Annotated in this window: 24 protein-coding genes; 16 read left to right on the forward strand and 8 right to left on the reverse strand. The window is 65.7% G+C overall.

Translation table 11 applies throughout. The annotated features are described in order from the left end of the window. The first annotated feature begins 13 nt into the window (after positions 1-13). Together BSQ44_RS17380 and BSQ44_RS17385 are read left to right on the forward strand one after the other, a co-directional pair. Complete coding sequence (locus BSQ44_RS17380; RefSeq protein WP_072606408.1) at positions 14-568, forward strand: histidine phosphatase family protein; 555 nt, start codon at positions 14-16, stop codon at positions 566-568. A 102-nt stretch (positions 569-670) separates the two neighbouring features. Next, positions 671-1,225, forward strand: coding sequence for a histidine phosphatase family protein (locus tag BSQ44_RS17385; protein WP_072606409.1), 555 nt, complete (start codon positions 671-673; stop codon positions 1,223-1,225). 5 nt (positions 1,226-1,230) lie between these two features. On the opposite strand, the gene BSQ44_RS17390 is transcribed toward BSQ44_RS17385, so the two are convergent. After that, positions 1,231-2,127, reverse strand: coding sequence for a PfkB family carbohydrate kinase (locus tag BSQ44_RS17390; protein ID WP_072606410.1), 897 nt, complete (start codon positions 2,125-2,127; stop codon positions 1,231-1,233). 219 nt (positions 2,128-2,346) lie between these two features. On the opposite strand from BSQ44_RS17390, the gene BSQ44_RS17395 reads away from it, so the two are divergent. The 5 genes from BSQ44_RS17395 (at position 2,347) to BSQ44_RS17415 (ending at position 7,220) form a co-directional block, all read left to right on the forward strand. After that, positions 2,347-2,628, forward strand: a complete 282-nt coding sequence (locus tag BSQ44_RS17395; protein ID WP_072606411.1) for an acyl carrier protein — start codon at positions 2,347-2,349, stop codon at positions 2,626-2,628. Between the two features lie 69 nt (positions 2,629-2,697). Further along, positions 2,698-3,879, forward strand: a complete 1,182-nt coding sequence (locus BSQ44_RS17400; protein WP_072606412.1) for a beta-ketoacyl-ACP synthase — start codon at positions 2,698-2,700, stop codon at positions 3,877-3,879. 17 nt (positions 3,880-3,896) lie between these two features. Next, entirely contained in the window at positions 3,897-5,165 is a 1,269-nt protein-coding gene (locus tag BSQ44_RS17405) for a beta-ketoacyl-ACP synthase (RefSeq protein WP_072606413.1), read from the forward strand. A 34-nt stretch (positions 5,166-5,199) separates the two neighbouring features. Continuing rightward, a complete protein-coding gene (locus BSQ44_RS17410; RefSeq protein ID WP_072606414.1) occupies positions 5,200-6,228 on the forward strand; it encodes a zinc-binding dehydrogenase in 1,029 nt (342 codons plus the stop codon). Further along, a complete protein-coding gene (locus tag BSQ44_RS17415) occupies positions 6,228-7,220 on the forward strand; it encodes a lipid A biosynthesis lauroyl acyltransferase (protein ID WP_072606415.1) in 993 nt (330 codons plus the stop codon). The genes BSQ44_RS17410 and BSQ44_RS17415 overlap by 1 nt, the downstream gene beginning before the upstream one ends. A gap of 63 nt (positions 7,221-7,283) precedes the next feature. Here BSQ44_RS17415 and BSQ44_RS17420 read toward each other — a convergent pair whose 3' ends face one another. Then, positions 7,284-7,703 (reverse strand): L,D-transpeptidase, encoded by a 420-nt coding sequence (locus BSQ44_RS17420; RefSeq protein WP_114579990.1) that lies wholly within the window; start codon positions 7,701-7,703, stop codon positions 7,284-7,286. Positions 7,704-7,908: 205 nt separating this feature from the next. On the opposite strand from BSQ44_RS17420, the gene BSQ44_RS17425 reads away from it, so the two are divergent. The 5 genes from BSQ44_RS17425 to BSQ44_RS17445 all read left to right on the forward strand — a co-directional run bounded on the left by BSQ44_RS17425 (position 7,909) and on the right by BSQ44_RS17445 (position 13,293). Continuing rightward, positions 7,909-9,186 carry an acetylornithine deacetylase/succinyl-diaminopimelate desuccinylase family protein gene (locus tag BSQ44_RS17425; protein ID WP_072606416.1) on the forward strand — a complete coding sequence of 426 codons (1,278 nt, stop codon included), beginning with the start codon at positions 7,909-7,911 and terminating at the stop codon, positions 9,184-9,186. 134 nt (positions 9,187-9,320) lie between these two features. Next, on the forward strand, positions 9,321-9,752 hold the full coding sequence (locus tag BSQ44_RS17430) for a L,D-transpeptidase (RefSeq protein ID WP_378216050.1): 432 nt from the start codon (positions 9,321-9,323) through the stop codon (positions 9,750-9,752). Between the two features lie 314 nt (positions 9,753-10,066). Further along, a complete protein-coding gene (locus BSQ44_RS17435) occupies positions 10,067-11,050 on the forward strand; it encodes a glycosyltransferase family 2 protein (protein ID WP_072606417.1) in 984 nt (327 codons plus the stop codon). 48 nt (positions 11,051-11,098) lie between these two features. Next, the gene (locus BSQ44_RS17440) at positions 11,099-12,370 is read left to right on the forward strand and encodes a polysaccharide pyruvyl transferase family protein (RefSeq protein WP_072606418.1); all 1,272 of its coding nucleotides are present in this window, start codon (positions 11,099-11,101) and stop codon (positions 12,368-12,370) included. Then, on the forward strand, positions 12,367-13,293 hold the full coding sequence (locus BSQ44_RS17445; protein ID WP_072606419.1) for a lysylphosphatidylglycerol synthase domain-containing protein: 927 nt from the start codon (positions 12,367-12,369) through the stop codon (positions 13,291-13,293). Before BSQ44_RS17440 ends, BSQ44_RS17445 begins: the two co-directional genes overlap by 4 nt. An 83-nt stretch (positions 13,294-13,376) precedes the next feature. Here the strand turns inward: BSQ44_RS17445 and BSQ44_RS17450 are convergent, their stop codons facing one another. Further along, positions 13,377-14,534 (reverse strand): nitroreductase family protein, encoded by a 1,158-nt coding sequence (locus tag BSQ44_RS17450; protein WP_072606420.1) that lies wholly within the window; start codon positions 14,532-14,534, stop codon positions 13,377-13,379. Positions 14,535-14,949: 415 nt separating this feature from the next. Between BSQ44_RS17450 and BSQ44_RS26955 the strand changes: the two genes are divergently transcribed. Beyond that, positions 14,950-15,141 carry a hypothetical protein gene (locus BSQ44_RS26955; RefSeq protein ID WP_157894625.1) on the forward strand — a complete coding sequence of 64 codons (192 nt, stop codon included), beginning with the start codon at positions 14,950-14,952 and terminating at the stop codon, positions 15,139-15,141. Between the two features lie 163 nt (positions 15,142-15,304). Here BSQ44_RS26955 and BSQ44_RS17460 read toward each other — a convergent pair whose 3' ends face one another. The 3 genes from BSQ44_RS17460 to BSQ44_RS17470 all read right to left on the reverse strand — a co-directional run bounded on the left by BSQ44_RS17460 (position 15,305) and on the right by BSQ44_RS17470 (position 19,897). After that, on the reverse strand, positions 15,305-16,231 hold the full coding sequence (locus BSQ44_RS17460; RefSeq protein ID WP_072606422.1) for a dimethyl sulfoxide reductase anchor subunit family protein: 927 nt from the start codon (positions 16,229-16,231) through the stop codon (positions 15,305-15,307). A 61-nt stretch (positions 16,232-16,292) separates the two neighbouring features. Continuing rightward, the gene (locus tag BSQ44_RS17465) at positions 16,293-17,060 is read right to left on the reverse strand and encodes a 4Fe-4S dicluster domain-containing protein (protein WP_072606423.1); all 768 of its coding nucleotides are present in this window, start codon (positions 17,058-17,060) and stop codon (positions 16,293-16,295) included. Further along, a complete protein-coding gene (locus BSQ44_RS17470; protein WP_072606424.1) occupies positions 17,057-19,897 on the reverse strand; it encodes a molybdopterin oxidoreductase family protein in 2,841 nt (946 codons plus the stop codon). Before BSQ44_RS17470 ends, BSQ44_RS17465 begins: the two co-directional genes overlap by 4 nt. Positions 19,898-20,089: 192 nt before the next feature. Between BSQ44_RS17470 and aroQ the strand changes: the two genes are divergently transcribed. Continuing rightward, positions 20,090-20,536 (forward strand): type II 3-dehydroquinate dehydratase, encoded by a 447-nt coding sequence (aroQ, locus tag BSQ44_RS17475; RefSeq protein ID WP_072608129.1) that lies wholly within the window; start codon positions 20,090-20,092, stop codon positions 20,534-20,536. Positions 20,537-20,728: 192 nt separating this feature from the next. Here the strand turns inward: aroQ and BSQ44_RS17480 are convergent, their stop codons facing one another. Next, positions 20,729-20,965, reverse strand: a complete 237-nt coding sequence (locus BSQ44_RS17480; RefSeq protein ID WP_072606425.1) for a DUF6894 family protein — start codon at positions 20,963-20,965, stop codon at positions 20,729-20,731. Between the two features lie 154 nt (positions 20,966-21,119). Here BSQ44_RS17480 and BSQ44_RS17485 point away from each other — a divergent pair, with 154 nt between their 5' ends. Beyond that, positions 21,120-21,851 (forward strand): Crp/Fnr family transcriptional regulator, encoded by a 732-nt coding sequence (locus BSQ44_RS17485; RefSeq protein WP_162276745.1) that lies wholly within the window; start codon positions 21,120-21,122, stop codon positions 21,849-21,851. Positions 21,852-21,954: 103 nt separating this feature from the next. Further along, a complete protein-coding gene (locus BSQ44_RS17490) occupies positions 21,955-22,320 on the forward strand; it encodes a putative quinol monooxygenase (RefSeq protein WP_072606426.1) in 366 nt (121 codons plus the stop codon). A 21-nt stretch (positions 22,321-22,341) separates the two neighbouring features. On the opposite strand, the gene BSQ44_RS17495 is transcribed toward BSQ44_RS17490, so the two are convergent. Beyond that, positions 22,342-22,875, reverse strand: coding sequence for a MerR family transcriptional regulator (locus BSQ44_RS17495; protein ID WP_072608131.1), 534 nt, complete (start codon positions 22,873-22,875; stop codon positions 22,342-22,344). Between the last annotated feature and the right edge of the window lie 3 nt (positions 22,876-22,878).

The raw sequence follows: 22,878 nt of genomic DNA on the forward strand, positions 1-22,878 counted from the left end.
AAGATGACCGGCCATGCTTCGTATCCTGCTCGCGCTCGCGATGACCCTCGCCTCCTTCGCGTCCCTGGCACAGGAGGACGCCATTGCGACGCTCGAGGACGGCGGCAAGGTGCTGCTGATCAGGCACGCCCGGGCGCCGGGCACGGGCGATCCGGACAACTTCGTGATCGACGACTGTTCCACCCAGCGCAACCTCTCCGAGGAAGGCCGGCGGCAGGCAGCCGCACTCGGAGACCGGTTGCGGACAAACGGCATCGAGGTGACCGAGGTCCTTTCCAGCCGCTGGTGCCGCGCTCTCGACACCGCCCGGCTGGCCTTCGGCGACGACGCTGTCACCCCTTTCGAGCCGCTCGATTCCTTCTTTGGCGATCGCGGCCGGCGGGACGGTCAGACCGAGGCCGCGCGCCAGCGGATCGCCGCCTTCGACGGCCCCGGCACGCTCGTCATGGTGACCCATCAGGTGAACGTCACCGCCCTGACTGAGATCTTCCCGCGCGAGGGCGAGGCGGTCGTGCTGGAGCCCACATCGGAAGGCTTCGAGGTGATCGGCCGCGTGACGTTCGACTGATCGCGCAATTGCGACGTTCACGATCCGGAGAACTGCTCGCCTGTCCGTCATTTTGCTTGCCATGCGGAATGCCTATATCCAGTGTCTCGGACAGGAACACGCATGCATCGAATTCTCCTCGCTCTCACGCTCGTCATCTTCGCGTTCCCGGCAATGGCGACGGAAGCCGGATGGGCGTTGCTGCGCGAGGGCGGGCACGTCGTGCTGCTGCGCCATGCCTATACGCTCGGCACCAGCGATCCGCCCGGCTTCGACATCGAGGACTGTTCCACGCAGCGCAATCTCTCCGAACGCGGCAAGCTCCAGGCGCGCAAGATGGGCGCCTTGTTCGCGGCGCGCGGCGCTCCGATAGAACAGGTCTATTCGAGCCGCCTCTGCCGCGCGGTCCAGACCGCGAGGCTTGCCTTCCAGTACGAGGAGGTGGAGGAGTTCCCTCCCCTCGACCCGCTTCCCGCCGACCCGGGCGCGGCGGCGAAGGCGCGCGCCGCGACGATGGACCTGATCCGCAGCTACAAGGGCTGGGACAACATCGTGCTCGTGACCGATCTCGAAAACATCATGGCCCTCACCGGCCAGACGGCGCGGGAGGGCGAGGCCCTCATCATACGGACCTACGACGAGGATCTGCGCGTGCTCGGGCGCATCATCTTCAACTGAGCCGGTCACGCCGACGACCTCATGAAGGCTTCGGCTTCCGCCCTGCCAGGCGTGCCGGCGCGGCCGCCGAAGCGGGTGCACTTCAATGCGGCGACGGCATTGGCGAAGCGGATCGCCTCCCGTTCCGCCTGCCCCTCGCCCAATGCCAGCGCAAAGGCGCCGTGCCAGACGTCCCCTGCCCCCAGCGTGTCGACGACGTCCACGGCGAATGCCGGAACGTGCGCGGGCGCGCCGGCTTCGAAGAAGCTGACGCCTTTCGCGCCGTCCGTGTAGCAGACCCACGCGCCCGTCTCCTCGCGGGCCGAGCCTAGCGCCGCGTCGAGATCCTCGATACCGGCGAAGTCCCGCAGTCCCTGCGCGGAAAAGGCGATGTGGGAGGCCTGGCGCAGTGCCTCCTCCGCCTCGCGCACCGGCGCCTCGGCGTCGAGAATGCCGGGGATGCCGCGCTCCCGGGCAGCGGCCATGGCGACCGCGGCGCCTTGCGGCCAGCGCGTATCGGCAAGGATAGCATCGAGCGCGTCGGGGACTGCGGGTTCCAGCCAGGACGCATCGAAGCTCAGCGCCATGTCGCGGAAATTGACGATCTGCCGCTCGCCATCGGCATCGACGTAGATCGAGGAGAAGGAAGAACGTCCGTCCTCGATCCGGCGCACGAGAGAGCAGTCCACACTCTCGGCCTTCAGCCCCGCGACGATCATCTCGCCGATCGGGTCGCGGCCGATCCGCGCGGCCAGGAGCGCCTCGCCGCCGAGTCGCGCCACCGCCGCGGCCGCATTGGCCGCGCAACCGCCGCCGATGATCGCGCCATCGCGGGCGCGATACTTTTCGGGGTGGCGGGGCAGTTCGTCGACGGACATCACGATATCGATCACCGCGACCCCGACGGTCATGATTCTGGACATTGTCGCGGACCGGAAGCTCACGTGGCCACGATTGTTCGCGGCGACTGGGGCAGGATAGCGAGTCTTGTATAAGTTACAGGATAGCGAGTCTTGTATAAGTTACAAGACTCGGGGTTCCGCACTTCCGCTGGAAAACCACCCTGCCGGTTTGACATCTCGGTAAAAGCGATTAGGAACCGCGCAGATCATTTCCCCACGTTTTCCCAAGGTTCAAACGCCGTGACCAACACCTTCGACAAGGTTGCCGACATCATTGCCGAAACCAGCGAGATCGAGCGCGACACGATCACGCCCGAGAGCCACACGATCGACGATCTCGGTATCGACAGCCTCGACTTTCTCGACATCGTCTTTGCCATCGACAAGGAGTTCGGGATCAAAATCCCGCTCGAGAAGTGGACGCAGGAAGTCAACGACGGCAAGGCGACCACCGAGGAATACTTCGTCATGAAGAACCTGTGCGCCAAGATTGACGAACTGGTCGCAGCCAAGGCCCGCTGACCCCCGGCAAGCCGGCTTCCGCGCGGACGGCCTTGACGCGGCTTGCCCGCGCCGTCACATGATCTGCCCATGAACGAACACGACGCACTCGTCACCGGCATCGGCATCCTTTCCTCGCTGGGAGAAGGCACCGATGCACACTGGCGCGTGCTGACCAGCGCCTCCCCGTCGCCGCGCATCGACAGCGAACGTTTCAAACCCTACACCGTCCATCCGCTCTCCGAGATCGACTGGAGCACCCAGATCGCCAAGCGCGGAGACCTGCGCCAGATGGAAGCCTGGCAGCGGCTCGGCACCTACACGGCCGGCCTGGCGCTCGACGATGCGGGCCTCAAGGGCGACGAGGCGCTTTCGGCCAGCATGGACATGATCGTCGCGGCCGGCGGCGGCGAGCGCGACGAGGCCGTGGACGCGGCCATCCTTGAAGCGTCCCTGACACGCAACGATCGCGGCGTTCTCCTGAACGAGAAGCTGACGACGGAACTGCGCCCCACCCTGTTCCTGGCCCAGTTGTCGAACCTGCTCGCGGGCAACATATCGATCGTCCACAAGGTGACGGGTTCCTCGCGGACCTTCATGGGCGAGGAAGGTGCCGGCATTGCCGCGGTCGAGACGGCGGTCGCCCGGATAAGGTCCGGACAGTCGAGCCACGTCCTGGTGGGCGGCGCCTTCAACACGGAACACCCCGACCACCTGCTCGGCTACCAACTCGCCGGCACCATGCAGCACGGACCCTGGTCGTCCGTCTGGGAGCGCGACGAGAACCGGGGCGGCGGCGTGATTACCGGATCCGGCGCGGCCTTCCTCGTGATCGAGTCGCGCGAACATGCTGCCCGGCGCGGACGCAAGGCCTATGCCGCGATCGAGAAGGTCGTATCGGACCGGTTCAGGCGCGACCGCGTCGATCTGGCGGAAGCCATCGGCGGTGTAATCGACGCGACGGCCCCGGACGAAGCCGTCACGGCGGTCTCGGGTGTTTCGGGCGCGCATGCGCCGACACGCGCCGAGAAGGCTGCCTTCGACGCACGGCCGAACATCGCGGTGCGGGGCTTCACTGCGCTCACCGGCCACATGAAGGAAGCGCAGTTCCCCTTCGCGATCGCGCTCGCGGCACTGGCGATCCACGAGGGAGGCACGTTTCCCCCTTTCGATGCCGCCTTCGAGAAGCCTTCGCAGGCGACAGGCAGGATGCTGGCCACGACGATCGGCACGCGCCGCTTCGAAGGCGCCGCGCTGCTGTCGCCGGTCTGAAGCAAGGACGCAGGGCCATGACGAAGATGACGGACAATTTCGGACGGCCGGTCGTGGTGGTCACCGGCATCGGCGTGGTGACGTCGCTCGGCACGGGCAAGGAGCAGAACTGGGCGGCCCTGACCGAAGGCCGGTCCGGCATTCATCCCATCCGGCGCTTTCCCGTGGACCATCTGAACACCCGCATCGCCGGAACGGTCGACTTCCTGGATTCGAGCAACAAGGGCGCGGGCGCCCTCACCCACGAACTGGCGGATGCCGCGGCCCGCGAGGCGACAGGGCAAGCCGGCATCGGATCCGACTTCGGCGGCCCGCTGTTCCTCGCCGCGCCCCCGGTCGAGCTCGGATGGATCGAGCGCTTCGACCTCTACGGGCGCGTGTCGGAAGGCAGCGGCTACGACCGGTTGCTGGCTGCCGCGCAGGCGGTGTCGGGAAAGGAATTCCAGGAAGACACGCAGTTCGGCGCGATCGCCGACCGGCTCGCCGACAGTTTCGGCACCCGCGGCCTGCCGATCACGCTCTCCACGGCCTGCGCCTCGGGCGCGACCGCGATCCAGCTCGGCGTGGAGGCGATCCGGCGCGGCGAGTGCGATCGCGCGCTGGCGATCGGCGCCGACGGTTCCGCATCCGCCGAGGCGCTGATCCGCTTCGCGCTGCTCTCGGCCCTCTCGACCCAGAACGACCCGCCCGGCAAGGCGTCCAAGCCCTTCTCGAAGGACCGGGACGGCTTCGTGCTGGCCGAAGGGTCCGCCGCGCTGGTGCTGGAATCGCTGGAGGCGGCAATGGCACGAGGCGCCAAGGTGCTCGGCGTACTGCGGGGCTGCGGCGAGAAGGCCGACGACTTCCATCGCACCCGCTCCAAGCCGGACGGATCGCCCGCGATCGCCGCGGTTCGCGCCGCCCTTTCGGACGCCGGCATGGATGTGGACGAGATCGACTACATCAACGCCCATGGCACCTCGACGCCCGAGAACGACAAGATGGAGCACCTGTCTCTGTCGACCGTCTTCGGCGAGCGCATACGGTCGATCCCGATCTCGTCGAACAAGTCGATGATAGGCCACACGCTGTCCGCCGCCGGTGCGATCGAGGCCGCCTTCTCGCTGATGACGATGCAGGAAGGAGTCATTCCGCCGACCATCAACTACGACAATCCCGATCCGGCCATCGAGTTCGACGTCGTCCCGAACGTGAAGCGGGAACGGCCGGTGTCGAGCGTCTTGTCCAATTCCTTCGGTTTCGGCGGCCAGAACACCTGCCTTGTCATGACCCGCGAACCGGTCTAAGCGGACCCCCTTTCCACCGGGACGTCCCAAGCCCATGCGCGCATTGCAACTTGTAGAGGACCGCAGGCTCGAGGCGGTCGACCTCGACCCGCCGCCGCCGCCCGGCCTCGGCGAGGTGACGGTCGCGATCCGGGTCGTGGCGCTGAACCACATCGACGTATGGGGCTGGCGCGGCATGGCCTTCGCCAAGCGCAAGATGCCGCTGGTGATCGGGGCCGAGGCCTCCGGCGTGGTTGATTCGGTCGGCCCGGGCGTGACCGGTCTGCTTCCGGGCCAGCTCGTGTCGATCTACGGCGCGCGCACCTGTGGCCTCTGCCGCCCCTGTCGCGAAGGCCGCGATAATCTGTGCGAACACGTCGCCGGCGTGCACGGCTTCCATCTCGACGGTTTTGCCCAGGAGCACATCAACCTTCCGGCCCGGCTTCTCGTCCCGGCCCCGCCCGGCGTCGACGACGTCGGGGCGGCACTCGCGCCCGTCACATTCGGCACCGTCGAGCACATGCTGTTCGACAACGCCAAGCTGGAGCCGGGCGAGACCATCCTCGTCCATGCCGGCGGCTCCGGCATCGGCACCGCGGCGATCCAGCTTGCCCGCAAGATGGGTTGCACGGTCATCACGACGGTCGGCTCGGACGACAAGATCGACAAGGCGAAAGCGCTCGGCGCCGACCACGTCATCAACTACCGCTCCGACCGCTTCGAGGGCGTGGTGCGAAAGCTGACCAAGAAGAAGGGCGTCGACGTGGTGTTCGAGCATGTCGGCGCCGACACCTGGGCGGGCTCCATGCTCTGCCTCAGGCGTGGCGGCCGGCTGGTGACCTGCGGCTCGACCTCGGGCGTCTCCACCAGCATGAACCTGATGCAGCTCTTCCAGCAGCAGCTGAAGATTCTGGGCTCTTTCGGCTGCCGCATGGAGAACATGGCCGACGCCATGCAGAAGATGGCGGCAGGACTCGTCTCACCCGTCATCGACACGGAGATCGGCTTCGACGGGATCGGCACGGCGCTGGAGCGGATGGAAAGCCGCGCGGTCTTCGGCAAGATCGTCCTGCGCGTCTCGTGATGGCTTCGAAGGGCGGCATCCTGTTCAGACCGCTTGCCGCCCGAGCCTCGCGCGGCCTCAAGATCGCGAACTACTGGACCATCGCGCAGCTTTCGCTCGGGCTGCTCAAGACCATCCGCCTCCTGCCGGCGGACAAGGCACTCGATTTCCTCGACAACGCCGCGCGGCGCCTCGGACCGCTGATGGGCCGCCACCGAACCGCGCTGTCGAACCTGCGCGCGGCCTACCCCGACAAGCCGGATGCCGAACTCGAAGCGATCGCGAGGGACATGTGGGGCAACATGGCGCGGCTGGCCGGCGAGTACGTGTTCACCGAACAGCTGATGCGCCGCGATCCCGGCGCGAGACTTCCCGCCAACGTCGAAATCGTCGGCGAGGACCTTTTCGTGCGGCTATGCGAGGAAAAGGGGCCGCACATCCTGTTCACCGGACACGTCGGGAACTTCGAGCTCCTTCCCATCGTCGCAGCCGCCTACGGACTGAAGGTGACGGCGCTGTTCCGGGCGCCGAACAATCCCTTCCTGGCTGCCGAGCTTCTCGAGAAGCGAACCGAGACCATGGGAGAACTCGTCGCGTCGGGACGCGGCTCGGCCTTCCAGCTCGCGCGCGTGCTCGAGGCCAACGGCAACATCGGCGTTCTCGTCGACCAGAAATTCAGGCACGGTCTCCCCGGGACCTTCTTCGGCCGCCCCTGCGAGACGAGCCCGCTCCTGGCCAAGCTCGCCAGGCAGTTCGACTGCCCCGTCCACCCCGCGCGCTGCATCAGGCTGCCCGGAAACCGCTTCCGCCTCGAGCTGCGCGAGAAACTCGACCTGCCGCGCACGCCAAACGGCGCGGTCGACGTCGCCGCCACCACGCAGCTTCTCAACGACACCGTCGAGGGCTGGGTGCGGGAGTATCCCGGCCAGTGGATGTGGTTTCACAAGCGCTGGAAGCTCTCAGGTACGAAACGCCGGCCGGGCGCAAAGTCCACTCCGGCCTCCGGAGCATGACGAGGGCGCCCGACCAGTAGGGCGTCCATCCGCCTTCCGGCGGACGGCCACCCTCCCCACCACCTAGTTGGTGACGACGATCCGCGTGTTGCCGGCACCGACTTCCTTGACCAGCGCGTAGAGCTTGGCGGCGTTGGCCGTGTCGAGGCGCACGCATCCGTGCGATGCGGGCCTGCCGAGCGCCTTCACATAGTTGGTACCGTGAATGGCATAACCGCCACGGAAGAAGATCGAATACGGCATGGGCGACATGTCGTATTTCCGCGAGTGCCACATCTTGTGCATGCGGGTCGGGCTGTACTGCCCGCGTGGCGTCACGTATCCCTTGCGGGCCGTCGACACACGCCATTTGTAGAGGACGGTGCCGTGCTTCTTCACCGTCATCGTCTGTTCGGAAACGTCGATGCTGGCGACCAGGGAGGCCGCGAGACCCGCCGATGCCGCGCCCAGCAGCATCGCACCCGCCGCGACGATCGTGATCATGGTTTTTTCGATCTGTCGAAACCCCAAGCTACGTTGCAGATGCCGCAACGTAAGAGCTTCCAGATGAACCGTAAGTGAACAATTTAACAGGCTGTCGCAAAGCGTGATCGACTCATCGCGACATGACCGGTTCGCGCCGCTGGCTGAGGCGAAATTGCCGCTAACCCGCTTGCAAACCGCTGTTCCGGCTGCTCAATTCTCGACCATGAACGAACAGCTCTTCCGCGCGATCGAAGCTCGCACCGACGATCTCGTCGCCCTCACCGCCGATCTCATCCGCTTTCCCACGGTCAACCCGCCGGGCGACGCATACACGCCCTGCGCGGAGTTCGTCGGCGAGCGCATGCGCCGCTCGGGGTTCGAGACCCGATTCATCCGCGGCGAAGGCACACCGGGCGATTCCGACCGCTATCCGCGCACCAATGTCGTGGCACGTCGCGAAGGCCGTTCGCCCGGCCCGACCGTCCACTTCAACTCGCACATCGACGTCGTTGAGGCCGGCGAAGGCTGGACGGTCGACCCCTTCGCCGGGACGGTCCGCGACGGCAAGGTGTTCGGGCGCGGCGCCTGCGACATGAAGGGCGGACTGGCCGCTTCGATCGTCGCGGTCGAGGCGTTCCTTGAGGTCCATCCGGACTATCCGGGCGCGATCGAGGTCTCCGGAACGGTGGACGAGGAGTCCGGCGGCTTCGGCGGCGTCGCCTATCTGGCCGGCCTCGGCCTCTTCTCCAAGCCGCGCGTCGACCACGTCATCATCCCCGAGCCGCTCAACAAGGACCGCATCTGCCTCGGCCATCGCGGCGTGTGGTGGGCGGAGATCGAGACCAAGGGCACGATCGCACACGGATCGATGCCTTTTCTCGGCGATTCCGCCGTGCGCCACATGGGAGCCGTCCTCTCCGCTTTCGAGGAGGAACTGTTTCCCGCCCTCGACCTCAAGCAGACCCGCACGCCCGTGGTGCCGGAAGGCGCGCGGCGGTCCACCATGAACATCAACTCCATCCACGGCGGGCAGACGGAGGACTATTATCCGGGCCTGCCCGCGCCCAACGTACCGGATTCCTGCCGTATCGTGATCGACCGCCGCTTCCTGCTCGAGGAAGACATCCAGAACGTGAAGGGCGAGGTGCTGTCGATCCTCGAACGGCTGAAGAGCGACCGGCCGCGCTTCGACTATGCCGTGCGCGACCTGATGGAGGTCCTGCCGCTGATGACCGAGCGCGACGCGCCGGTCGCGGCCGCCGTCGCCGCAGGCATCCGCGAGGTGCTGGGCAAGGAGCCGGACTACGTCGTGTCGCCGGGGACCTACGACCAGAAGCACATCGCCCGCATCGGCCATCTGCACGACTGCGTCGCCTACGGGCCCGGCATCCTCGACCTCGCGCATACGCCGAACGAATGGGTGGGGATCGCAGACATGGTTGAATCGGCCAAGGTCATGGCGATGAGCCTCGATGTTCTGCTGCGGGGTGTCGGCCGCTAAGGACTCACCGACGACAGAATCCCTTTAACCATACCGGCACGACCACGGAAAGTTGATCACACGGTAACTTGAACGAAACTGCTCCCGTGCTGGATGATGTCGTGTATACTGCATTGGGCTTGAGGGGTTCTCGTATGATGCGTCTTTTGTATTCGGTTCTGCTTGCGGCCAGTGTGCTGCTCGTCCAGCCACTCACCGCTTCCGCTGCCAGCATCGTGGCACGCGTGGATCTTTCCACCCAGACGATGACCGTCTCGCACCACGGACATGTGAAATATCGCTGGAAGGTATCGACCGCGCGGCAGGGAAAGGTGACGCCGGTCGGAAGCTGGAAGGCGAAGTGGCTGTCTCGCAACCACCGCTCGAGCCGCTACAACAATGCGCCGATGCCCTATTCCATCTTTTACAACGGCAACTACGCAGTGCATGGGACCTACAGCATCAAGAGGCTCGGCCGGCCAGCCTCGGCGGGTTGCATCAGGCTGCACCCCGACAACGCCGCCGTCCTGTTCCGGATGGCCCAGCGCGAGGGGCTGTCGAACGTCCGGATCGTCGTGCAGCGCTGACCGCCGGGGCCATTCAGCCCCCATCCGTTTGCGGGCGCCGGCTCTCTCGACGCCGGCGCGGCTACCCGGAGCACTGCCCACCGGTTGAGCAGCCGCGTCGATTTGAACGTCAACGCCGCGCCCGCAAGCATGTGCTGCCGCCACATGGATCGTCCATTTTCAAAGTGGCAAGACCTGATCAATCATGATACGGCACCGCCGAGATCGTACGTGAGGCAATCCTTAGGCGAAGCATTGCCGGGCTGGTCCGATACTTGCGTCTTCAATCGCCGCACGCTACGCGTCCGACCGACCGGATTGGAGAGTCCCTGTTCATGAAACTGATCATCCAGATTCCCTGCTACAACGAGGCGGGCACGCTCGCCATCGCACTGGCGGAACTCCCCCGCCACGTACCGGGATTCGACAAGGTCGAGTGGCTCATCATCGACGACGGCTGCGTGGACGAGACGGTGGCGGTCGCCAAGGCAAACGGCGTCGATTACGTGGTGCGCCACACCGGTAACCAGGGTCTCGCCAAGGCTTTCATGACGGGTCTTGAGGCGTGCCTGGCGGCGGGCGCCGACGTCATCGTCAACACCGACGCCGACAACCAGTACAACGCCGGCGACATCCCCGCGCTCGTCGCGCCGATCGTCGAAGGCAAGGCCGAGATCGTGATCGGATCGCGCCCGATCGCGACGATCCAGCATTTCTCGCCGGTCAAGAAGGCGCTGCAGAAGCTCGGAAGCTGGGTCGTGCGCGCGGCGAGCAAGACCAAGGTTCCGGATGCGCCGAGTGGCTTCCGTGCCTATTCGCGCGCCGCGGCGCAGCGCATGATGCTGTTCAGCGAGTACACCTACACGCTCGAAACCATCATCCAGGCCGGTCAGAAGAACATGGCCGTGACGTCCGTGCCGGTGCGCGTCAATGGCGACCTGCGTCCTTCGCGACTGGTGAAGAGCATACCCTCCTATATCCGCCGTTCGATCGTCACGATCATACGCATCTTCATCATCTACCGGCCGTTCCGGTTCTTCGCGACCATCGGGCTGGTGCTCTTCCTGGCGGGCGTGCTCCTCGGCCTGCGCTTTCTGGCATACTATCTCATGGGCGACGGCGACGGCCACATCCAGTCGCTGATCCTGACCAGCGTGCTGCTGCTGATGGGCTTCCAGACCTTCCTGATCGCCTTCGTCGCCGATCTCCTGGCGGCCAACCGCAAGCTTCTGGAAGAGATCCGCTTCACCCAGCGCAGGGAGGGCGGCAACGGGCTGGCATCCTCGCGGACGCCGGTTGAAAAGGTCGCCGCCGAGTAGCCGCGACAACGCGCGATATCTGGTTCCTATTCAGTGGATTAATCGGCGATGACATCTGTCTCCATCATTGCGGCCACGTTTTACGGGAACCGTGGCGCCGAAGGCATGCTGAGCACGACGATCGGCATGCTGCGGCGACGGCTGGGAGACGACGTGACGTTCAACGTCTTCACCTATTATCCGGAGCGCGACCGCGAACTGGTCGGCGACCGTCGCATCTCGATGTACTCCTCGACGCCGGCCTATCTGGTGCTGGTGCTGTTTCCGTTCGCTCTGCTCCACCGCCTGTTCGGGCTCCTCATGCTGCGCCCGCTGCAGCGCATGATGCCCGCTTCCGTACAGGCGCTGGCACAGTCGGGCGCGCTGATCTGCCTCGCCGGCGTCTCCTTCGTCGGCGGGCGCACCAAGTTCGTACCGTTCAACATCGCGACCATCCTGCCGGCGATGATCCTCGGCGTTCCGGTGATCAAGTTCGCCCAGGCGCTCGGGCCATTCAGGGAGGCGGCGGTGAAGCTGGCTGCGAAGTTCATGCTGCCGCGCTGCGATCACGTCTTCACGCGCGGCGAGAAGACGCAGCACCACATGGAGGAGCTCTTCGGGACCAGGCGCTTCTTCGAGCGCGCCGACGATGTGGCCTTCCTGTTCGAAAAGGAGTTCTGCATCAGCCAGCCTGCCGCGGGCGGGCTCGACGGGCTGGCGATGCTGGAAGAGCTGAAGTCCGCCGGCCGCAAAGTGGTCGGCGTGTGCCCGAGCATCGTGGTCGCAAAGCGCGCCACGGCATCCGGCTGGGACTATGCCGCGCTGATGCGCGAGCTTCTGACGGGTCTGGTCCAGCGCGGCTACGGTGTGGCGCTGTTTCCCAACGCTACGCGCGGCGAGGACATGGACAAGACCCACAACAACGACCTGCCGCTGCTGCACGAGATCCATGACGGGCTCGATGCCCAGACGAAGGCGGCGACCGTCAGCTTCTCGGGGTCGCTCAACATCGCGCAGATCCACCAGATCATCGAGGCGTCCGACGTCGTGGCCGTGTCGCGCTTCCATGCCATGGTCGGCGCGCTTGCGGCCGGAACACCGGTCATGGTGATCGGCTGGAGCCACAAGTATTTGGAAGTCATGGCACGCTTCGCGCAGGAAGACATGGTTCTGGACTACAAGCGCGGCGAAATCGGCGTCGTCATCGACCGGATCGAACTTTTGATGTCCGAACGCGAGGCGCGCCGGCGGACGATCCTGGAAGCGCTGCCGGCGGTCAAGGCGCTCTCGACGCGCCAGATCGACTATGCGGCAGAACTCCTTTCCGGATCGCGTCCTTGACCTTCGCCACTGCCAAGACCATCGCCAAATGGGCATGGACGATCGCCATACTGGGCATTGTCGTGTGGTTCTGCGTCACCCGATGGGACAAGATCGTCCAGACGCTGGCGACCTTGCCTGCGGGCACGATCGCTTTGGCGACGCTGGCGATCGTGCTGGCGAAGTTCGGACTCGTCTTGACGATGCGGACGGCAGCCATCGGCGCCGGGTTGCCGCTGTCGGTCAAGGACAGCTACTGGATCTACAACATGACGCAGCTTGGCAAATACGTGCCGGGCTCCATCTGGCAGTTCGTCGGGCGCGTGGTGATCCTTAAGCGGCGCGGCGCCCCCGGCGCCAAGATCCGCGACGCGATGCTGTCCGAGCACGGCTGGGTGCTATCTACGGCTTTGGCGATCTCGGCCGTCCTGATCCTCCTCGCCCAGCCGCATTTTTTTCTCGACTGGGCCGACAGCATAGACATCTCGCCCTGGCTGTCCCTGGGGCTCGTCCTAGGGGTAGTGGGCTTCGTTTTCGCCGCCGGGCTTGTCTATTATCGCGGCCGGCTCATCCGCTGGCTCTGGCGCATGCGGCCGCCGCCGAGCGCCATCCTAGTGCTGGCCATCACCTGGCTCTTGCTCGGCTTGTCCTACTGGATCACGCTTGGCCCCTTCGCCACCTCGCCGGTGCCTTGGTATTATGCCGTCGGCATCTACTGCTTCGCCTATATCGCAGGGTTTATGGTGCCATTCGCCCCGGCCGGCCTCGGCATTAGAGAAAGCATCCTGACCTTCGCCATGCTGCCCTACCTGCCGATCGAGACCTCGGTACTCCTCGCCTCGATGAACCGGGTGGTCTACTTCGCGGCGGAACTGATCGTGGTCGTGCCCTGCTTCTTCATGGAGCGGGAGGGCGGTAGTGCCCCCGAGGCACCGGGGGCATAGCGGCGCGAAGGCGACCGGCTGGGAAGGTCTACGGGCATCCGCGTTCTCGACGCGACCGCCCCTTCGCCTCAGACGTTACGGGCTCAGGCGAGCTTGGGTTCCGACTGCGGACGCGCGCCCGCTTCGGCCTGCGCCTTCGACGGCACCTTCTCGCCGAGATCGTTGTAGCGCCGCAAGACGTCGAGCGACTTCTTCTCGGAATAGGCGATCAGTCCGTCCGGATCGGCATAGCCGACGGCGATCAGCATGATGACGCGCTCGTCGTAGTCGAGGTTGAGCGCCTTCTGCATCTTGGCTTCCAAGGGCTCGAAGTCCGGCCAGTTGATGACGCTGGAGGCGAGCCCGAGCGTCTCGAGCGCCATCATGAAGGGCATGGCGGCGAGCGCTGCATCGACATAGATGACGTGCCGGTCGCGCGGGCTGAAGTAATGATTGAGCCGGCCGATGACGACGATCACGGTCGGGATCTGGTGCGAATAGCCGGCAGAGCCGAAGGGGATGGCTGCCACCTTCTTGACCATCATCGGATCGTCGAAGATGCGGAACTCGTAGGGCAGCCGGTTGCACGCCGTCGGCGACTGGCGCCCGACCAGCAGCGCCTTGTCGATCAGGTCGCGCGGCACCGGCCGCTGCTCGAACCAGCGCACCGAGCGGCGCTGCATGGCGAGCGCAAGGAGGTCTTCGTAGGCGACCTTGCTCATCGGCGTGTCGGCGCGGCGATACGGCGCCTTGGTGGCGTCGTCGGGCTTGAACTCCGCCATGGTGGCGTCGAAGCGGTTATAGGCGCGCGCCACGACCGGGTTTTCCTTGTCGACGATGGAGAAATAGTCGTTAAGCACCCCGTAGGCCCAGACCATCTCGCCCTCGTCGGCCGCCGCGCCGCCGACGTAATGCGCCACCGCGCGTTCGTAGAACTCGATCGTCTCGATCAGGTAGTCGAGGCCGAACACCTTGCGCCGGGGGCGCATCAGGATGCCCTTCTCGAGACGGTGGATGTTGCGGCGCAGTTCGGTGCGCGAGGCGCGCTCGCGGGCAAGGTTGCGGTAGTAGTCGCGCCGCCCGCGAAGCACCGCGAACTGTTCGCGATTGAAAGTCGGGATGGAAAGCACGCTGTAGATCAGCGAGAGGAAGCGGTTGGCCGCCAGCACCTCAAGCACGGCCCGCATTAGTCCCTCGTAGAGGCGCCTGACCCAAACGATGGCGAGGAGGTCCTTGGCGATCTTCTTGAGCTTGTTGAGCATTCCAAACCTTCCCGAATGCAGAGATGCAACCGCGCCGTCCAAGTCCTCCCGAGGATCGAACCTAGAGGAAGGCGGGCGTAATGCCAATGATCGCCCACGGCGACACGGGGCCGCAATCGCGCAGGCTCTCTAGCGTGAAGGCCGTCTTCATGGAAGACGTAATATTCGCCCGGTCATCGCGCCGCGGAACCGAGATGTGACCGAAGGCGACAAAGACCTGCCGCCGGCCGTTGCAAGCCTGCCGTGGCAGTCCGCGCATCGTGTTCTCGCTTCAGGACCGCCGCACCGGTCTCGCAACCGCGGACGGTGACCACCGGGACCCGCATCGAACGCCGCGAGCCGCTGGCGATTGCCGGAAGCCCCGATTCTCTCGAATTCGCTTGCCGGAAATCCTCCTCGGATGTACCTCTGATAAATGTCAGTCAAGGGGGAAGTCATGTCTTTTCAACATGTAAAGGCGCACGCGATCGCTGCGCGCTCCGAGAAGGACATTGCCAAGAAGCTCGACATGATCGCATGCGCCCTGGAAGAACTCGCCAAGGGCCTGAGTGGCGAGTCGGCGGCAACGGGGGCGAATCGTCCCGAAGAGAAGCGCGTTTTCCGGTAGTCTCCACGCTATCGGCTTCCGGAATGGACGTCGTCCAACGGACGTGAGTCGCCCGGACGTCATCGGATGGTCTGGAACGGTCCGCATCGACTCCTAGCCTTGTAGGAAGGGCGCAACACTGCGCTCCATTCGCGGCGCTCCGAGCCTACAGGCGCCGCGCGGCCTATCCGCCGTAATAGTTCATGACTGTGTGGCGCGCTTCGGCGAAGAAGAGCCAGCGCTCCACCAAGAGGCCGGCGGCGAAGGCCACGCTCGCCATGAGGGTCGCCACAGCAGCGATCCGCCCGCCCTCCCCGGCGAGGAGCAGCACCCCGGCCACGAGCAAGCCCGGCAGCAGGCCGCCTGCGAGTAAAGCGATGATCCAGAGCTTTCGCGCGTGCTTGCGGGCGACGCGAAACCCCATTTCGCGCGTCAGGTAGTTTTCCGTCATGTGCGGTCGCTCGAGCAGTCGCACCCGGCCGATGGTGCCGAGCCCGGTCGCCGTTTCGGGCGTCGAGGCCGGGACCAGCGCCTGCGCGCGCTTCCGCCAGGCGCTCTTCGTCCCCCATGCGGCGAGAAGGAGGACGAGCGCCGCCACGCCCGTCAAAATGACTGGGGTGCCGCCGGCGGCGCCGAAGAACGTCGCCAGCAATGCCCCGCCGGCACCCGAGAACAGGAGATAGCATGCCGGTGTCAGCGGCGTGTGCCAGCTTTGGACCGCGCGCAGCGACGCATAGATCATGGCGGTGCAGTAGACCGTCCCGATGCACATCGCCGATCCCAGCCAGCCGATCGGCCAGAAGAAGTCACCGGTGAAGATCGAGAGGGCGGCCGTCACAGTCAGCGGCAGGAAACCCGCGAGCGCCATGACCCCTTCGCGCGAAAGCCAGCTGGAACGCCACTGCGACAGCGCCCGCCAGGCGCGCTGCGGATTGCCGAGATGGAGCGTGGAGGACAAAAGCCCGCCGCCGATCAGGCAAAGCGCCAGGACGTGCGAGACGCGCGTCGCCGGTTCGGCCGGGTCGAGAAGGCCGAGCCCGAGGAAGAACGCCTGCCCGTAGCCGAGCCCGGACGCGACGGTGAAGACGATGATGGAAGGCGCGGGATGCACTAGGAGCGGACCGGCGAGAGACTGTTGCGGTGAAGAAGCGTATCGAGAGCCATCGCGCCGGTCAGAGCCTTTCCAGCATGCCATCGAGCCAGGAGAAGAACCCCCTGGCGCCTTCGGTGTTCTCGGCGAGGGGCAGGCCGCGCGCGCTGTCGGCAAGCGGCTTTCGCGGACGCGGCGGCAGATACTTGTTGACCGGCCGGGTGCCCTGCTCGGGCATGAGGTCCATGCCGCCGCGCTCGGCGACCATTCGGGAAACACTGGACGAGGGGTCGGCGAGGTCGCCGAAATGGCGCGCATTGGTCGGGCAAGTCCGCACGCAGGCGGGCACGCGATCGACCTCCTCCAGCGTCTCGTTGTAGATGCGGTCGATGCACAGCGTGCACTTCTTCATGACGCCGGCGGCAAGGTCCATCTCGCGCGCGCCGTAGGGGCATGACCAGGCGCAAAGGCCGCAGCCGATGCACTTGTCTTCGTCGACCAGCACGATGCCGTCGGCGGCGCGCTTGTAGGAGGCGCCGGTCGGGCAGACGGTGACGCAGGGCGCGTCCTCGCAATGCAGGCAGCTTTTCGGGAAATGGACGATACGAGCATCGCCCGCCTCGCCGACAACCTCCCCGCCCTGCGGAACGACCTCGAAGGTGTGGACGCGGTTCAGCCAGGCGCCCGAGACGTCCGCGCCGTAGGGATCCTGGTCGGACAGTGCCGCTCCGTAGCCGCCGGTGTTCCACTCCTTGCAGTTGACCACGCAGGCATGGCAGCCCACGCAGACGTCGAGGTCGATGACGAGGCCGAGCTTCTTTTCGGTTGGCAGCGACGGCAGGCTGGTCATTCGCTCCACTCCTGTCCGTAGCGAAGCTCCGAGGGGACGCCATCGGCGTTCGCCACGGCAGAAAGCTGCGGTTCGCTCGCCTCCGCCGGCCCGGCCTTCTCGATGCGCACGCGAAGGTCGTACCAGGCCGCCTGCCCCGTGACCGGATCGGAATTCGACCAGCGCAGTCCGTCGCCCTTCGGCGGCAGGAGTTCGTGGATCAGGTGGTTGAGCAGGAACCCCTTCCTGGCCTCCGGCGCGTCCGCGTCGAGGCGCCAGGCGCCCTTGCGCTTGCCGATGGCGTTCCAGGTCCAGACGGTGGACCCGTTGACCGCTTCCATCCGCGCCACTTCCACCTTGATGCGCCCGTGCGGCGAGATCACCCAGGCCCAGTCGCCATCCTCAAGCCCGAGCGAATCGCAAATGCCGCCGGGGACATAGAGCGGGTTCTTCGTGTGGATCTGCCGTAGCCAGGCGTTCATCGATCCCCAGGAGTGGTACATCGCCGCCGGCCGCTGGGTGATCGCGTGGAAGGGATACGCGTCCCGGTCGATTGCCGCCTCCTCGAGCGGGCGGTACCAGACCGGGAGCGGGTCGAAGGAGGCCAGGATGCGCGCCCGGTGGGTATCGGGCGCCACGGGCTCCCGCACGCCCTCGGCGGAAAGGCGAAACTTCTGCAGCGTCTCGTTGTAGAGCTGGAACGTCACCGGCTGCGGCGTGTCGAAGAAGCCCATCCGGACGGCAAAGTCCTGATAGGCCTGGTTCGCGTGCTTGAAGAACTGCGCCTCGGCCGGAATGTGGTGGACGAAGAAAGAGCCGTTCCCGATGTAGCGGTCGAGCTGGTCCGGGTTCGACGCGCCGCGCCCGGTGCGCTCGCCGTCCGTGCCGCGAAAACCTGCCAGCGGGCCGATCCCGGGCCGCCGCTCGTGGCGCACGATGTAGTCGGCATAGTCCCGGTAGAGGGGCACGCCGCGGCTGTCGGCGAAGCCCGGCAGCCGCAGCCGCGCGCCGAGGTCGAGCAGCACCGACTGGAATCCGCGCACGTCGCGGTCCGGTTCGAGCACGGGCCAGCGGATCGCGTCCTGCACGGCGTCGGGCTCGGAGATCGGCCGGTCGAGCATCGAGATGCAGTCGTGGCGTTCGAGATAGGTCGTGTCGGGCAGCACGAGATCGGCATAGGCCACCATTTCGGAGGAATAGGCATCCGAGACGATGATTTTCGGAATGCGGTACTCCCCGGTCGCCTCGTCCTTCTCCTCCAGCATACGGATCACCGCACCCGTGTTCATGGAGGAATTCCAGGCCATGTTGGCCATGTAGAGGAATAGAACGTCGGTCGGATACGGGTCGCCGGCATGCGCGTTGGCGATCACCATGTGCATCAGCCCGTGCGCGGAGATCGGCGCATCCCAGGAAAACGCCTTGTCGAGGCGTGTCGGCCGGCCTTCGGCATCGACCAGCAGGTCCTCCGGCCCGCGCGGAAACCCCAGATGCGGACCGGCGAGCGGTTGCGAGGAGCCGAAGTGCTCGGACTTGCCGTGCGGGCGCGGATGCGCCTCGATCGGCTTTGGATAGGGCGGCTCGAAGCGGAAGCCGCCGGGGCAGTCGACCGCGCCGATCAGCACCTGCAAGAGGTGCAGCGCCCGCGCGGTCTGGAAGCCGTTGGAATGGGCCGAGATGCCGCGCATGGCGTGGAAGGAGACCGGGCGCCCCGTGAAGCCGCTGTGCCGCTCGCCGCGGACGTCCGTCCACGGCTGGTGAACGAATATCTCCTCCTCGAAGGCGACGCGGGCGATCTCCGCCGCCAGCCCCCGGATCGTGTCGGCGGAAACGCCGGTCTCCGCGGCGACGCTCTCGGGCGCATACTTCTCGTCGAGATAGGTCTCGGCCAGCATCTGGAACGACGGCACCGCGAAGCGCCCGTCGCCGAGATCGAAGCGGCCGGAGAGCGCCGGGTTCGCGCCCTTCGCGTCGTGGGCCACCGCCCGTTCGGTCACCGTTTCCCAGACGAGCGCCCTGCCCTCCCGGTCGCGCGCGAAGAGGCCGTGCTCGGCCGTGCCCGGGGCATCGATCACCAACCAGGCCGCATTGGAATAGCGCACCAGATAGTCGACGTCGATCTTCCTCGCCTTCAGCAGCTCGTGGACGATCGAAAGTATCATGAGGCCGTCGGTCCCCGGCCGGATGCCGATCCAGTTGTCGGCGATGGCCGAGTATCCGGTGCGCACCGGATTGACCGAGACGAAGCGCGCGCCGCGGCTCTTCAGTTTCGAGATACCGATCTTCAGCGGGTTCGAATCATGGTCCTCCGCCACGCCGAACAGCACGAAGAGCTTCGTGCGGTCCCAGTCGGGCGCGCCGAACTCCCAGAAGGCGCCGCCGATGGTCATGATGCCGGCAGCCGCCATGTTGACCGAGCAGAAGCCGCCATGCGCGGCATAGTTCGGCGTGCCAAACTGCTGAGCCCAGAAACTGGTCAGCGCCTGGCTCTGGTCGCGGCCGGTGAAGAAGGCGAGCTTCTTCGGGTCGGTCTGGCGAATGTCGCCCAGCCATTCGGTGGCGAGATCGAGCGCCTCGTCCCAGGATATGGGCTCGAAAATACCCGACCCGCGCGGTCCGGTCCGCCGCATCGGGCCGTTGAGCCTCGCGGGAGCATAGTGCTGCATGATGCCGGCGGAACCCTTGGCGCACAGCACGCCGCGGTTCACGGGGTGGTCACGGTTGCCCTCGATGTAGCGAATCTTGCCGTCCTTCAGATGGACGTCGATGCCGCACCGGCAGGCGCACATGTAGCACGTGGTCTTGCGAACCGTGTCGGCGACGGGCCGCGACAGCGCAAGACGCGGTTCAGGACTCATGTGACACTCCCCATGCCGACAGTCTTATATAGGACCTGGCCCGTTGGGAATGACCCGACCCTTTCACACGCGCCGGAATGGGCGATACCGTTTTTCTTTGTTCGTGCCCCTCGATTGCCCTAGACCTCTCTCCCGCCATCGGCGAAGCATTTCGGAGCGCCGGGCGAGGCGACGCGAGCGGAGTGCATGACGATGAAGACGGTTCACATCCTGAACGGCCCGAACCTCAATCTGCTTGGCAAGCGGCAGCCGGAGATCTACGGCCGCGAGACGCTCGCCGACGTGGAAGCCGCCTGCGCAAGGGTGGCGGAGCAATTCGGCTTCGGCATCCGTCTCATGCAGTCGAACGCGGAGCACCAGATCATCGAATGGATTCATGCCGCCCGCGAGGAGGCGGCCGGCATCATCATCAATCCGGGCGCCTACACCCACACCTCGATCGCCATCCTCGACGCGCTCAACACTTTCGAGGGTCCGGTCCTGGAGGTCCACATCTCGAACATCCACAAGCGCGAGAGCTTCCGCCACCATTCCTACGTGTCGATGCGCGCAGACGGTGTGATCGCCGGTTGCGGCGTTGAAGGCTACGCGCTCGCCACCCGGCGGATGGGCTCCCTCATCGGGGGACAGAAGGCCTAGAAACGCGAGGAAATCGCGAGAAAAATGCGCGCCACAACGACTTGCGCCGCGGCGCGACTGCGGCAGTCTCTTGTTGGGCCAGTTTCAGCCGCAGCATGTATGAAACTTATGCGGGTAGGGATCGGTTCCGGAAAAGTAGGATAGGCGAATGGAAATCCGCCTGGATGGAACCGCCCGGCGCGCGCCTGTTCATCAGCGTCGCTCTTCGACACTACCGCCGAAGCTGAGGCTGAAGACGCGCCGGCCGTCCTCGTCGATCACTTCCATGACCCATGCGCGAGCGGGCTCGAGGGTCCGGTACTGGTCCCGGATCATCTCGCCGCAGGTGCGTACCGCCTCGGACCACGCGGCGTGGGTGTCGGGGAACTCGAACCCCTCCTCGTCGCGTCGCGCCCCTTCTCCACTCAGATGGAAAAAGAAGCGAGGCATGGCTTTCCCGGCGTGTTCGATTGGCGCTGGCTCAAAACGGCAGATTGTCTAAGTTGTTCCCGCTATGTCATTTATTAACGAACTCCAACCCGAAATGCGGCAGTTGAATGACGGTCACCGTCAGGCGGGGAAAAGGCAAACGGAGCTGACAGGATTGGAAGACTTCATCCCGGAAGCGCTCTACGCCATGCTGGAGCGGCGTGACGAGCTTTCCGCCATCGAGCGCAAGGCGCTCGCATCGCTTTCCTGGCGCCTGCGCACTTACGGCGACGGCGACGAGATCATCGGCGAAGGATCCGAGCCGACGGAAAGCTGTCTTCTGGTCGAGGGTCTCGCGGCACGCAGCAGGCAACTCGCCAACGGCAACAGGCAGCTGACCGCCGTGCACGTTCCCGGCGATTTCGTCGACCTGCACGGCCTGCTCCTCAAGGTCATGGATCACGCCGTCATGGCGCTGGCACCCTGCAAGGTGGCATTCGCCCCTCACACCGAGTTGCGGCGCGTCGCAGCCGAGCTTCCCCATCTCGGGCGCATGCTGTTCATGTGCGTGGCCATCGACGCGGCGGTGCAGCGCAACTGGATCGCCTGCATGGGCAGGATGGACCCGCTCAGGCACATCGCCTATCTCGTCTGCGAGGTCTACCGCCGGCTCGACGTTGTCGGCCAGGTCAGGGACGGAGCGTTCGAGTTTCCCGTCACGCAGTCGGAAGTGGCGGATCTGGTGGGGTTGTCGATCGTCCACACGAACCGGACCATCCAGGAACTCCGGGCCAGCGGTTACGTCACGTGGCAGGGAAACCAGGTGATCGTCCACGACTGGGACGGCCTTTCCCGGCTGGCGGAATTCGATCCCACCTATCTCAATCTCGTGCGCCGCCCCCGCTGACGATCCGTCGGGTGGCATCGGCGTGCGCGAGGAACATGCAGCGAGCATTTCGCGTTGCGCGCGAAGGGATGTACAAGGGCGACAGGACGGACGGGAGCGCGACGTGGAAGAATTCAGCATCATCGTCGAATACGAGACCGAGGACGGCCGCGAGGACGAGTTCCTGCAACTCGTCACTGACCATGCGCGCAGGACGCTCGAGGAGGAATCCGGCTGCCTCCGCTTCGAGGTCCTGAAGCCCGTTGAGCGCGGCGGCGCGCCCATCCCGAACAGGATCATCGTCAGCGAGTACTATGCCAGCTACGGCGCGGTCGAAGAGCACGAGAACAATCCCCGGCTCGAACGTGTCCGATCGGCTCTCGCGCCGCTGGTGAAGTCGCGCCGCCTCGTGCTGTCAAAAGCCTTGCAGCAGCGCCCCGCCGAGGAGGGGATCAGGCCCGAGAACCTGAACGCGGCCAACGACGACTGACCGCCTTTCGGTTGGCCACGGTTACCGGACCTGGTCGAGCAGCCTCTTGCACTCAAGGAGATCGAACAGCGCTTCCTGCAACAGGGCGCGGTTGTCGCGCGACAGCCTGTTCTCGCCGGCCGCCACGGGACCCTCCTCCTCCGCCTTGCCCAGACCGAAGAAGCGGCGGCTCGGGCGCACCTTCGGCTCGCCGAGCAGCACCTCGTCGTCGTTCTGGCGGGAGGGCTGGCCGGCGGGCGCCGCGGCCTGCTTGCGCTGCGTGATCGCTTCGACGGCGGCCATGTCCCCTGCCCCGATGGCCGAGACGAACTGGTTGCCGTTCTCGCGCAGCAGTTTCTGGACACCCTTGATCGTGTAGCCCTGGTCGTAGAGCATCGCCTTGATGCCCTTGATCAGTTCGACATCCTGCGGACGGTAGTAGCGCCGGCCGCCGCCGCGCTTCAGCGGCTTTATCTGGGTGAAGCGGGTCTCCCAGAAGCGCAGCACGTGCTGGGGCAGGTCGAGGTCTTCGGCGACCTCGCTGATGGTGCGGAAGGCATCAGGGCTCTTGTCCACGGG

The sequence above is a fragment of the Aquibium oceanicum genome, from assembly GCF_001889605.1.
GTDB lineage: Bacteria > Pseudomonadota > Alphaproteobacteria > Rhizobiales > Rhizobiaceae > Aquibium > Aquibium oceanicum.